Annotated in this window: 8 protein-coding genes; all 8 read left to right on the forward strand. The window is 63.1% G+C overall.

Going from position 1 to position 12,330, the window contains the following annotated elements; all coding sequences use genetic code 11:
* Positions 1–23 precede the first annotated feature (23 nt).
* The 8 genes from ACYU81_RS17970 (at position 24) to ACYU81_RS18005 (ending at position 12,241) form a co-directional block, all read left to right on the forward strand.
* Positions 24–1,460: a glutamate synthase subunit beta gene (locus ACYU81_RS17970; RefSeq protein ID WP_460989061.1), complete on the forward strand. Its 1,437-nt coding sequence runs from the start codon at positions 24–26 to the stop codon at positions 1,458–1,460.
* Between the two features lie 237 nt (positions 1,461–1,697).
* A complete protein-coding gene (locus ACYU81_RS17975) occupies positions 1,698–2,114 on the forward strand; it encodes a BLUF domain-containing protein (protein ID WP_460989062.1) in 417 nt (138 codons plus the stop codon).
* A gap of 214 nt (positions 2,115–2,328) precedes the next feature.
* The gene (locus ACYU81_RS17980; RefSeq protein ID WP_460989063.1) at positions 2,329–5,703 is read left to right on the forward strand and encodes a glycosyltransferase; all 3,375 of its coding nucleotides are present in this window, start codon (positions 2,329–2,331) and stop codon (positions 5,701–5,703) included.
* On the forward strand, positions 5,685–6,425 hold the full coding sequence (locus ACYU81_RS17985; RefSeq protein ID WP_460989064.1) for an AcvB/VirJ family lysyl-phosphatidylglycerol hydrolase: 741 nt from the start codon (positions 5,685–5,687) through the stop codon (positions 6,423–6,425). Before ACYU81_RS17980 ends, ACYU81_RS17985 begins: the two co-directional genes overlap by 19 nt.
* Positions 6,426–6,429: 4 nt before the next feature.
* A complete protein-coding gene (gene mprF, locus ACYU81_RS17990; RefSeq protein WP_460989065.1) occupies positions 6,430–9,030 on the forward strand; it encodes a bifunctional lysylphosphatidylglycerol flippase/synthetase MprF in 2,601 nt (866 codons plus the stop codon).
* Positions 9,031–9,037: 7 nt separating this feature from the next.
* Positions 9,038–9,721 carry a winged helix-turn-helix domain-containing protein gene (locus ACYU81_RS17995; protein WP_460989066.1) on the forward strand — a complete coding sequence of 228 codons (684 nt, stop codon included), beginning with the start codon at positions 9,038–9,040 and terminating at the stop codon, positions 9,719–9,721.
* On the forward strand, positions 9,721–11,124 hold the full coding sequence (locus tag ACYU81_RS18000; RefSeq protein WP_460989067.1) for a sensor histidine kinase: 1,404 nt from the start codon (positions 9,721–9,723) through the stop codon (positions 11,122–11,124). Before ACYU81_RS17995 ends, ACYU81_RS18000 begins: the two co-directional genes overlap by 1 nt.
* A gap of 229 nt (positions 11,125–11,353) precedes the next feature.
* Positions 11,354–12,241 carry an MlaA family lipoprotein gene (locus ACYU81_RS18005; RefSeq protein WP_460989068.1) on the forward strand — a complete coding sequence of 296 codons (888 nt, stop codon included), beginning with the start codon at positions 11,354–11,356 and terminating at the stop codon, positions 12,239–12,241.
* Positions 12,242–12,330 lie beyond the last annotated feature (89 nt).

The raw sequence follows: 12,330 nt of genomic DNA on the forward strand, positions 1-12,330 counted from the left end.
ATTGAGAAGTTTGGAGAAAGAGTTTGGGCAAGCCCACCGGTTTCCTCGAGGTTGAGCGCAAAGATCGCAGCTACGCCGCGCCCGAAGAGCGTCTGAAGCACTGGAACGAGTTCATCGTCCCGCTGTCGAAGGAAGAGATCCGCGACCAGGCCGCGCGCTGCATGGCCTGCGGCATTCCCTTCTGTCACAATGGCTGTCCGGTGAACAACATCATCCCGGACTGGAACCACCTCGTCTATGAAGACGATTGGAAGACGGCGCTGGAAACGCTGCACAGCACCAATAACTTCCCGGAGTTCACCGGCCGCGTCTGTCCCGCGCCATGCGAGGCGAGCTGCACGCTGAACATCGTGGACTCGCCCGTCACCATCAAGTCGATCGAATGCGAAATCGTCGATCGCGGTTGGCGTGAAGGCTGGATCGAACCGCAGCTGCCAGCGCGCAAGACCGGCAAGCGTGTTGCCGTCGTCGGTTCCGGCCCCGCTGGCCTTGCCTGCGCGCAACAGCTTGCACGGGCTGGTCACACCGTGACCGTGTTCGAAAAGAATGACCGGGTCGGTGGATTGCTGCGTTACGGCATCCCCGACTTCAAGATGGAAAAGCACCTGATCAATCGCCGCGCCCAGCAGATGGAAGCGGAAGGTGTCGAATTCCGCACTTCGACGGAGATCGGCGTCGCCATCTCGATGGATGCGCTGCGTAGCAATTATGACGCCGTGGTTCTGTCCGGTGGCGCCGAACATCCGCGCACGCTGGATATTCCGGGCAGCGAGCTGGCTGGCGTGCGGCTGGCGATGGAATTCCTGACGCAGCAGAACAAGCGCAATGCGGGCGACGATGAGCTGCGCGCCGCGCCGCGCGGCACCTTGTCCGCGCAGGGCAAGCATGTCGTCGTCATCGGCGGTGGTGACACGGGTTCGGACTGTGTCGGCACATCCAACCGGCAGGGCGCAGCATCGGTCACCCAATTGGAGATCATGCCAAAGCCACCCGAGAGGGAGGAAAAGTCGCTCAGCTGGCCCAATTGGCCGCTCAAGTTGCGCACGTCTTCCTCTCATCAGGAAGGGTGCGATCGCGACTGGGCGGTCACCACCCGGCGGGCGATCGGCAAGAACGGCCAGATCGAGGCGCTCGAATGCGTGCGCGTCGAATGGGTTGACGGCAAGATGCAGGAAATCGCGGGCAGCGAATTCCAACTGAAGGCCGACCTCGTCCTCTTGGCGATGGGCTTCGTTGGCCCTCGCAAGGCAGGCATGGTTGAACAATCCGGTGCCGACCTCGATGCGCGCGGCAATGTGAAGGCCAACATGATCGACTATGCCACCAGCCAGACGTCGATGTTCGCCTGTGGCGACATGCGCCGCGGCCAATCGCTGGTCGTCTGGGCCATTCGCGAGGGCCGACAGTGCGCTCGCGCAGTCGATCTGCACCTGATGGGCGTCAGCGACCTTCCTCGTTAAGCGCTGAAGGCAATTGCGACGGTGAAAGGCTCCGAAGGACGGGCCAATCATCCGCATTACTCCGGCAAGGTCTCGACCCAATCGCCATACGTCGCTGCTAACTTGCTCTTGAGCGAGGGGGCAGCGGCGTTTGAATGGCGGCAGGGGCCGGGGCTTTGTGTTTAACCCCTGTGAGTTGGCGACGAACGGATAGCCGCCTCTATAATGAGGACCAGCGGCCTTCCGGAGTTCGCGTCGATGGTCTTCAGATGGTTCTACATCAGCGCCAGCAGGCTCGCCGAGGATGAGGCCGATGAGCTGGCCGCGGATATCGTCAGGGATTCCGTCCCGCGTAATCACCGCCTTCACGTGACGGGCGCGCTCCTGTTTACCGGCCGCAGTTTCGCGCAATATCTCGAAGGACCAGCAGACGCCGTGGAAGTGTTGCAGCGTCTCATCCTCGATGACTTGAGGCATGAAAATATCCGCACCATCGCCGAAGGCGTCTATCCCCACCGACGGTTCGTCACCTGGTCGCTGGCCTATGTCGTACCTGCTCAAGTGAATTATCCCGAAGTTGAGCAGTTATTGAGGGAAGCTGCCTATGATCCTGTAAACTGCGCAGAAGCACTCGCCCGGTTCATGTCCGAAACGGCCATGATGGGCCGGGGATAATGTGCGGCGGATTCCTCATCGGCGCTGCGTCGATCAACGCCATTTCCTGCCACACGGCATGCTCAGGCCCCTCCCATGACAAAGTTGTAATCTGCCGACCATGCGTCGGTTAGGCCATGCCCGCTATCCCGTGCAGCGGCTCACATGGTGGCCACGTAAGTGAGAGGCGGCGCTCACCCCTGTTGCGTCGCCTCTCCAGTCGGATGGGCGAACGATGCACAGGCCAGTTTTCTACGATGCCACCGGCCGCAGGCGCCGCTTGACGCTGCCGACTTTATTCTGCCTGATAATGGTCATTCTCACCGCCGGAATGGCCTTTGCCTATACCATCATCAATGTGCCCATCCCGCCTGCCGTTCCTTTGCAGATGGAGCGCCGCCGTCCGGAAGGCATCGGTCAGCGCCTGAACCATTTCCAGGCTTCGGTTCGCCATCGCCTGTCAGAATGGCTGCCGCATCGCGGCCCGGGCGCCGATGGTAAGGCTGTCAGCGTCGCCTTCTATGTACCATGGGACGACGCAAGCCGGGCGTCTTTACGCCAGCATATCGGCCAGATCGACTGGGTGGCCCCGACCTTGCTGTCGGTTACCGGCCCGCGCCATGATCTGCGCGTCACGAATGATCCGGTTTTCACGTCGCTCATCCGTACCTCGGCTCATCGCCCGCGTGTCATGCCGGTCGTGCAGAATGCCGATGATGGCGATTGGGATGGTGCCGGGACGTCGGCGCTGCTGCACGACCGCGCGGCGCGGAAGGCGCTGCTCCTGCGCCTGGCTCAGTCGCTGAAAGCGCTCAAAGCATCAGGAGTCATATTCGATCTGGAAGCGCTGCCGCCTAGCGCGCACGCCGATTATCTGTCGTTCCTCAAGGAAGCAGAACAACTGCTGCACAGTCAAAATCAGCAAGTGATGCTGACCGTGCCCGTGGATGATGCGCGTTGGAACCTGCATGCCTATGCGCGTGTGGCCGACCGCCTTTTCCTGATGGACTATGACCAGCATTTCATCGGCGATCAACCGGGTCCGATCGCAGCGCAGCCCTGGTTCGTGGGCCGCTTGCGCGCTGCACTGCGTGCCGTCCCAGCATCCAAGGCGATCGTGGCGATCGGCAACTATGCCTATGACTGGAAACAAGGCGGAGGCCCGGCTTCGATCCTGTCGATCGAAGATGCATGGCTGACGGCGCATGACTCGGGCGCTCCGATCCGCTTTGACGCCAGAAGCGGCAACGCGACCTTCGACTATTCCGAGGATGGCGTTGTCCATCATGTCTGGATGCTGGACGCGGCTAGCGCCTGGAATCAGGTTCGCGCCGCCCGGATCACTGGCGCAGGCGGGATCGCGCTGTGGCGCCTGGGGTCGGAGGACCCCGGCTTCTGGTCCGCACTCGCCGGAAAGAAGGGCAAGGTCGAAGGGCTTGGAAGGCTTACCAGCTTCAATTCCGTCGATGTCGAAGGCAATGGCGAAATCCTGCGGATCGACGATGTGCCCACCATCGGTCATCGAACGGTGCGCATGGGTTCAGGGCCGCTAAGCGGGCTGATCATCGACGAACATTATGCCAGTCTGCCCACCCCCTATGTCATCCGGCGGACGGGTTACCGCCCGCATATGGTGGCGTTGACCTTCGATGATGGGCCGGACGCGGTGTGGACGCCGCCGATCCTTGACACATTGAAGCGCGCGCACGTGCCCGCCACCTTCTTCGTCATCGGCGAAAATGCGATCATGCATCCTTCGCTGCTGCGCCAGATCATCGCGCAGGGCGGCGAAATCGGCAGCCACAGCTACACCCACCCCAATCTGGCCCAAGTCTCGCCACGCGGCGTCTCGCTGGAACTGAACAGCACGCAGCGGCTGGTGGAAGCCTATACCGGCCGGGCCATGCGCCTATTCCGCGCGCCTTATTTTGGGGACGCCGAACCCACCAGTGCGGACGAGATCGGTCCCGCGCTGGAGGCGCAGCGCGCCGGTTATCTGAATGTCGGCTTGCATGTCGATCCGGGCGATTGGACGCGGCCGGGCGTCGATGCAATCGTCGACCGCACGGTTCAGCAAGTTGAAGCCGGGGACGCTGACCGCTCAGCACAGGTTGTCCTGCTGCACGACAGCGGCGGGGACCGGGCGCAGACGGTCGCGGCGTTGCCCCGCATCATCAAGCGGCTGGAGGCGAAGGGCTATCGCTTCGTCACCATATCCACCCTCGCAGGGCTGACACCGGACAAGGTGATGCCACGGATCGGCGGCGCAGATTTGGTGGCGGTGCGGATCGACGTTGCGGTCTTCCTTGTGCTGGCCGCGATCGCGGCAACGCTTAAATGGCTGTTCTTCGCGGTCATCCTGTTCGGCATCGGCCGGGCGCTGATGCTGGCGGCGCTGGCGCTTGGCAGTCGTCTGCGTTCCAACCGGGTCGAACCACCAGTGATGCAGCCCAACACTTTTGTGTCGGTGATTATCCCTGCCTTCAATGAGGCCAAGGTGATCGAGGCGTCGGTGCGCCGCGTGCTCGCGAGCGAACAGGTGACGCTGGACGTTATTGTCGTGGACGATGGCTCCACCGACGGAACGAGCGCGATCGTCACACGCGCCTTCGCCGGGGACGATCGCGTCCGGCTGCTTACCCTCACCAATGGTGGCAAGGCTGCGGCACTCAACCGCGCGCTGGAGCTGGCGCGCGCGCCGATCATCGTAGCGCTTGACGCAGACACGCAGTTCGAACCCCTGACCATCGCCCGGCTCGCCCGTTGGTTCGCAGATGAGGATGTGGGCGCGGTGGCGGGCAATGCGATGGTCGGCAACCGCGTGAACCTCGTCACCCGCTGGCAGGCGGTGGAGTATGTGACGGCGCAGAATCTGGAGCGGCGGGCGCTGGCGCGGTTCGGCGCGATTACGGTCGTGCCGGGTGCGGTCGGCGCATGGCGACGGGCGGCGCTGGACGAGGTGGGCGGTTATCCGCTCGACACGCTGGCGGAGGATCAGGACCTTACGATCGCAGTCCAGCGTGCGGGCTGGCTGGTCGCCTATGATACCGAAGCCGTCGCGTGGACCGAGGCCCCTGAAAGTTTCCGCGCGCTTGCCAAGCAGCGGTTCCGCTGGGCCTATGGCACGTTGCAGTGCCTGTGGAAGCATCGCGGCATCTGGCGCGATGGCAAGCCAGCGGGTTTGAGCTGGGTCGGATTGCCGCAGGCCTGGCTGTTCCAGATCGGCTTTGCATTGGTGTCGCCGATCATCGACCTCGCCCTGATCGTCAGCAGCATCGATACGGCGGTGCGCATCCATCAGCATGGCTGGGCGCAGACGCAAACCGATGTGCTGCGCATGGGTCTCTATTGGCTTGCCTTCTGCGCCATCGACGTGCTGTGCGGCGCTGTCGCCTACAGGCTCGAACCGCGCGAGCGGCGCTACCCTGCCTTGTTGTTGGTGGCACAGCGCTTTGTCTATCGCCAGATCATGTACGGCGTCGTGATCCGTGCCACCGCGACCGCCATATTAGGGCCATGGGTCGGATGGGGTAAGTTGGAGCGGAGCGGCCGGGTGCAGGCATCGGGCGGCGCGGCGGAGGATATGGCGGCATGGAACAAGGCGGCGTGAAATCGCTGGCGCGCACATTGCTGCTGTTGTGCGGCGCCATTGTCCTGTCTTTCTGGTATCTGGGATATGTGGGCGGGCATCTGTTCGACGTCATGCCTGCCAAGGCCGGGCAGAAGGCGGATCGGCATGCGGTCGCGCTTTACCTATCCGGTGACATGGGCTTCCATGCGGGACTTGGTCCGGCGATTGCCGATCGCCTGACGGATCATGGTATCCCCGTGGTCGCCGAGAACAGCCTGCACTTCTTCCGCGTCCGCCGTACGCCCGAGCAGACCGGCGCAATGATAGCCGACGGGTTGCGGCGCGCGATCGCGATCGATCCTCAGGCCCGGCTGCTGCTGCTAGGCCAATCCTTCGGGGCCGATGTCATCGCGCCATCCCTGCCCTATGTGCCGAACGAACTGCGCCGCCGGATCGCCTTTGTCGGCCTGATCGTCCCGGGTGGGACACGCGAGTGGCGCGCGTCGCCCTCGGAGATATTCTCGATCGGGGAGCCGGAAGAAGATGCCTCTCTCGCGGGCCGCAAATTGAGTTGGGTGCCGCTGCTTTGCATCCATGGCGCGGAGGAACGGTCGAGTCTTTGCCCTTCGCTACGCCAGCCTAACGCGACGACCGTCCGCCTGCCCGGCGGACATGAGCTGCACCATGATGCGGACAGGGCGAGCGTGATATTGTTGCGGGCGATAGACCGGACGTTGGCCTCGCCCGTCCATCCGGCATAGCGCCATGATCGCGGCGCTCTCCTCTGCCAGACATCGGCGCGCCCTTTCCGTCGCGCTCCTCCTGATGATGATGGGTTTAGGGTTGGCGATGGTGTTCCACCTCCTGTCCGAGGTGCATGGCCATGACCTGCGCGGCGCGATCCGGGCCATCACGCCGGGCGCGCTCGCTGGCGCATTGGCGCTGACGATCCTCAGCTATCTTTCGCTGACGCTGTATGACCATATGGCGCTGCGCATCATCGGCAAGCGGATCGCCTGGCGCACCGCGGCGCTCGCATCCTTTTGCAGCTACACGCTTAGCCACAATCTGGGGCTTTCGCTGCTGACCGGCGGATCTGCGCGCATGCGCATCTATGGCGCGGCGGGATTGGGACCGGGCGATGTCGCCCGAGTGATCGCTTCGGCCAGCCTGTCCTTCTGGGGTGGGGTGATGACGATGGCGGCGCTGTTCCTGGCGGTCGATCCGATGCCGATCGCCATCAAGGCTTTTCCCATTGATGCCTCGGCTCTCCAACTGCTTGGCTTTTGCATGCTCGCGGGAGTCGCGGTGGCCTTGGCTGCGCTAAGGCGCACGCCGCATCCCGTCCGGCTATTCGGATGGACGCTCATGTTGCCATCGCGCGGACAGGCGGCGGCACAGATAGGCATTGCCTGTGTTGACCTCACGCTGTCGAGCGCGGCGCTGTTTGTGCTGCTGCCTCATATCGCCATCACGCTCTTTCCGGCCTTCTTCCTGGCCTATACGCTGGGGATCATCATCGCCTTGATCAGCCATGTGCCGGGCGGCGTCGGGCTGTTCGAGGCCGTGGTCCTCGCTACCGTCCCGCAGGTCGCGCGGCCTTCGCTGTTCGCGGCGCTGCTCGCCTATCGCCTGGTCTATTATCTGCTGCCCTTGGCGGCAGCGGCATTCCTTATAGTTTTGCATGAACGACACGCATGGCAAAGCCCGATTCGGCGCGTGCTTAATGGAGCGGAAAGTCTGGGTCGGGAGATCGCCCCTGCGGTTCTGGCCATGCTGGCGGCGGCCGGTGGCATCGTCCTGCTGGTGTCCGGATCGCTGCCCGCCATACCGGCCCGGTTCAGGGCCGTGAGCAGCATCCTTCCCATGCCCTTTGTCGAGGCGTCCCACCTCGCCGCCAGCATGATCGGGGCGATGCTGGTGCTGCTCGCTTCGGGCCTCTACCGACGGCAGGATGGCGCATTCTGGCTGACCCGGCTGCTGTTGCTGGCGGGGGCTGGCTTCTCCCTGATGAAGGGGCTGGATTATGAGGAAGCGGCCGTCCTGATCGTCATTACCGGCCTGTTGCAATGGAGCCGTCCCGCCTTTTACCGCAAGACCAGCCTGACCTCTGCCATGCTTGCGCCGGGCTGGATCATTGCGCTGGCGGTGGCGATCGTCATTTCGGTCTGGATCGGCTTCTTCGCCTTCAAGCATGTCGATTATCAGAATGACCTATGGTGGCAGTTCGGTCGGCATCATGACGCATCCCGCTTCCTGCGCGCAGCCCTTGCGACCGGCGTCCTGCTGATTTGGGCGGCCTTGTGGCAGTTGCTTCGTCCCGCATCGCCCTTCGCCGGGCCGATCATCTCGACCAGCCCCAGTCATGAAGCGCTGGCCTCCGCCCGAAAAACCGACGCGTTCCTGTCGCTGACCGGTGATAAGCTGTTCCTGACGTCCCCATCGGGCAGGGCGTTCCTGATGTATCAGATTCAGGGTCATAGCTGGATTGTCATGAGCGACCCGGTCGGGGACCCGAGCGAATGGGGCAGCCTGCTTTGGGAATTGCGTGAGCGAGCGGACGCAGCGCAGGGGCGGCTCTTGCTTTATCAGCTTAGCCTTGATGGTCTGCCCCTTGCCATCGATCTTGGCCTGTCGCTCGTCAAATATGGGGAGGAGGCGCGCGTCGACCTGTCTCGCTTCACGATCGACGGACCCAAGGGCAAGCCATTCCGCCACGCGTTACGCCGAGCCGAAGGGGAAGGCGTGACCTTCGAGATCGTGCCCGCCGCTGACGTCGCCCTGCTGATAGATGAGCTGGAAGCGGTGTCGCGCCGCTGGCTAAAAGCCAAGGGGGGTGCCGAAAAAGCGTTCAGCGTCGGCCGATTCGACCCGGCCTATTTGCAGCGTTTCGATTGCGCGGTCGTGCGACGGGAGGGCAGGATCATCGCCTTTGCGAACATATGGGCCACCGCCGATTATGGGGAATTGTCCGTGGACCTGATGCGGCATGATGCAGACATGCCCGCGGGCATGATGGATTTCCTCTTTTGCCGCCTCATGCTTTGGGGAAAGGCGCAAGGCTACCGCTGGTTCACGCTCGGCATGGCGCCGCTGTCGGGACTGGAGGCGCGGCGGCTCTCGCCCATCTGGGTGAAGGCGGGAGCGCTTATTTTCAAGCATGGCGGCAGCCTCTACGGCTTCAAGGGCCTCCGCGCCTATAAGGCGAAGTTCACACCGTCCTGGGAGCCGCGCTTCATCGCCGGGCCGCAGGGGTTGTCGATGCTGCGGGCCATGCTGGACCTTCAGCGCCTTATCGAAGGCGGGCCAAGGAGCGCCGTCAGCCGAATGCGGAATGCTGGACGGAGGGCTTTGGATGTCCGATAGGGCGACCATGAGTTACAAAGTGCTGCTCGTCGAGGATGATGCCACGACGGCCGACTATATCGCAAAGGGCCTTGCCGAAGAGGGCTTCACCATCGACCGCGCCGAGGACGGGCGGGAGGGGCTGTTCATGGCGACAGAGGCAAGCCATGACGCCATCATCCTCGACCGGATGCTGCCGGGCATGGATGGCATGGCCGTGCTCGCGGCGTTACGAGCGGCGGGCATCGAGACGCCGGTCATGATCCTGTCCGCGCTCGCGACGGCTGACGAACGGGTCAAGGGATTGACCAGCGGATCGGATGATTATCTCGCCAAGCCGTTTGCCTTCGCCGAATTGCTGGCGCGGCTGCGGATCATGTTGCGGCGGGGGAAGGCAGGGCAGGCCGAAACCCGGCTGACATGCGGCGATCTGGAGGTGGATCTGCTTTCAAGGAAGGCCATGCGCGGGAGCCGGTCGGTCGACCTGCAACCGCGCGAGTTCCGCCTGCTCGAATATATGATGCGCCACAGGGGCGAGGTCGTGACGCGGACCATGTTGCTGGAGGGCGTGTGGGATTATCATTTCGATCCCGGCACCAATGTCATCGACGTCCATATCAGCCGTTTGCGGCGCAAGATCGATGAAGATGGCGAGCGGCCGTTGATCCACACGGTGCGCGGCGCGGGCTATCGCCTGAGCGAGAATGGCTGATGCGCATCATGCGCTGGCGCTATTCGGTCATCTGGCGCTTTGCTCTGCTGATCTTCCTGATGCAGATCGCCTGCGTGCTGGTGTCGCTTTGGGCAGTCCATCGCTTCACTAGCCAGTCAGTCAACCATGCCAGCCGCGAGATCGCGGTCGGCCTGCGCGACGACATATCGGCCACCTACGCCGCTGCCGGATTAGCCGCCGCCGGGGCGACGGTGCGCAGCCGCATTGCCGCCGATCCGGTTGGCGACTCCATCCTGCTGCTCATGGGACCCGACGGTCGCCGCATCGCGGGGAATCTCGATAAATGGCCCGATCATGTCGGCACGGCTGAATCCTGGCGTTTGGTGAATCTGCTGCACGCTCCCCGCCAGCATGGCGATCCGCAGGTCATGGGCATCGTCAGTACCCGCTTTCCCGATGGCACGCGCTTGCTGACCGGACATGTGGTGGAAAGCGACCTGCGTTTCGGCGGCTATCTGGAAGCCGCGCTGTTGAGCGCTGTCCTGATCGCGGTTCCCCTTGCGGCGGGGGCCGCCTGGCTTTCGGCCTCCATCATGCGGAGGCGACTGCACGCCGTGGCCGATACGGCAAGCGCGGTGAAAACAGGCGACATGGAACGCCGCATCGCCCTGACCGGCAGCGGAGACATGTTCGATACGCTGGGCCAGGCGATCAACGCCATGTTGGACCGGATTACCGGGCTGGTCGATGAACTGCGTCTGGTGACTGACGGCCTTGCCCATGACCTGCGTTCGCCGCTCACTCGCTTGCGTGCCGTGCTGGACGGAGCGGTCAAGCAAAGTCATGATGAGGCCAGCGTCAGCGCACTTGAACGCGCGGTTGAGGAAAGCGACACGCTGCTGCGCATGCTGGACACCGCCCTGCTCATCAGCCGGGCCGAAGCCGGAATAGGCCGGGACAGCTTCATGCCGGTCGATATAGCTGCGCTGCTCCATGATTTTCAGGACATGTACGGCGCCTTGGCGGAAGACCGGGATGTTACCATTTCCGTTGAGGCTGAACCAGGCCTGTTCCTGTTTTCCAATCGAGAGATGCTGGGGCAGGCGCTTTCGAACCTGATCGATAATGCGCTGAAATATGGTGGCGATCGCATTGGGCTTTCCGCGCGCCTTGAAGCCGGATCGATGTTGATCCAGGTGTCCGACAATGGTCCCGGCGTTCCAGAGGAGCATCGCGAGCGTGCGCTCAGCCGCTTTGCCCGGTTGGACCTGTCCCGCCACATCGCGGGCGCGGGTCTTGGCCTTTCGCTCGCCGCCGCTGTCGCGCGGCTCCACGGCGGCGCGCTCGTGCTGGGTGACGCGGAACCCGGATTGCTTGTCACGCTGTCGTTCCCCTATTCGCCGAGTGACGGTGAGGCTGCGCAAGCGGCGTCGGCGATTTAGCATTTTCCCCATCTTTGGGATTGCGAAAAGCGATAAGAGCGGGGCGGCATCCTGGTTCTGAATGGCTCCCGGAGGTGCTCCGCTTTTCCACGAAATCAGTCTATTGACGGCGCGCCATATCGCATTTAGCCCGCGCGGGGCTGGACAACTCACGGAATGAACCGCGACGCGATCTGGACTTCGATGGCCCAGCCGGATGTGGCGATCGGCCGCTGCAAAGGACTGGACTATGCTGCTGCCGGGCATCGCCGCGGGAATGTTGATGATGGGCGCACAGGCGGCAACGGTCGACGCGCCGCCACCCGAGGCGTCGCCGACGGTGGATGTTGCAAGCGCTGCGGCCGCGCTGAACATATCCTTGGCTCCCAAATCGGAAAACGGCGCGGAGGAACAGCCCACCGACATCGTGGTGACCGGCGCAGATCGAGCCCCACCGGGCGACCCGCTTGAGCATCTCAATGCAAAAAGCTTTGAAGCGGTTCAGTCGGTTGACAAGGCCGTGGTCGAGCCAGTGGCGAAGGCCTATAATAAGGGACTGCCCAAGCCCGTTCGGAAGGGCTTCCGTAACTTCTTCGCCAATTTGCAGGAGCCGGTGGTGTTCGCCGCTTATATGCTCCAGCTGAAGCCCGGCAAGGCGGTGGAAACGGTGGGGCGCTTCACCATCAACACGACGCTGGGGGTCGCGGGCCTGTTCGACGTCGCCAAGCGCAAGCCCTTTTTCCTGCCCTATCGGCCCAACGGTCTCGCCAACGTGCTTGGCTATTATGGCGTACGTCCGGGGCCATATATGTATCTGCCCATCGTCGGGCCGACCACGTTACGCGATATCATCGGCGATACGGTGGACAAGATGGCGGTGCCTTTCCTGATCGGAAAGCCCTTCACAAAGCCTGCATATGTCATTCCGGCGACGATCCTCAACCAGCTTGGCGAGCGCGCTGCCTTTGACGATACCGTCCAGAAAATCCGCAAGGAGGATGATCCTTATGCGGCGTATCGCGAGCTGTATCTGAAGCAGCGTGAGGCGGAGATTGAGGCGCTGCACGGTCGTGCGAGCGATGACGTGGTGCCGGTTTATGGGCGACAGATGGGAGAAGGTGGGGCGGCGTCGCAATAACAGGCGCTCTGCTGATCTTCGATGCCGCTCAACCTGGATCGTGTCACAAATTGAGCGGCGCCGGGGGCAGTGTGCGTGAAGAGACGCAC

The organism is Sphingobium sp. TomTYG75 (assembly GCF_054771635.1).

Excerpts from the sequence above, each read along its gene's own strand:
- ACYU81_RS17975 (WP_460989062.1), top strand. The coding sequence starts at position 1,698 with ATGGTCTTCAGATGGTTCTACATCAGCGCCAGCAGGCTCGCCGAGGAT.
- ACYU81_RS17980 (WP_460989063.1), top strand. The coding sequence starts at position 2,329 with ATGCACAGGCCAGTTTTCTACGATGCCACCGGCCGCAGGCGCCGCTTG.
- ACYU81_RS17985 (WP_460989064.1), top strand. The coding sequence starts at position 5,685 with ATGGAACAAGGCGGCGTGAAATCGCTGGCGCGCACATTGCTGCTGTTG.
- mprF (WP_460989065.1), top strand. The coding sequence starts at position 6,430 with ATGATCGCGGCGCTCTCCTCTGCCAGACATCGGCGCGCCCTTTCCGTC.
- ACYU81_RS17995 (WP_460989066.1), top strand. The coding sequence starts at position 9,038 with ATGAGTTACAAAGTGCTGCTCGTCGAGGATGATGCCACGACGGCCGAC.
- ACYU81_RS18000 (WP_460989067.1), top strand. The coding sequence starts at position 9,721 with ATGCGCATCATGCGCTGGCGCTATTCGGTCATCTGGCGCTTTGCTCTG.
- ACYU81_RS18005 (WP_460989068.1), top strand. The coding sequence starts at position 11,354 with ATGCTGCTGCCGGGCATCGCCGCGGGAATGTTGATGATGGGCGCACAG.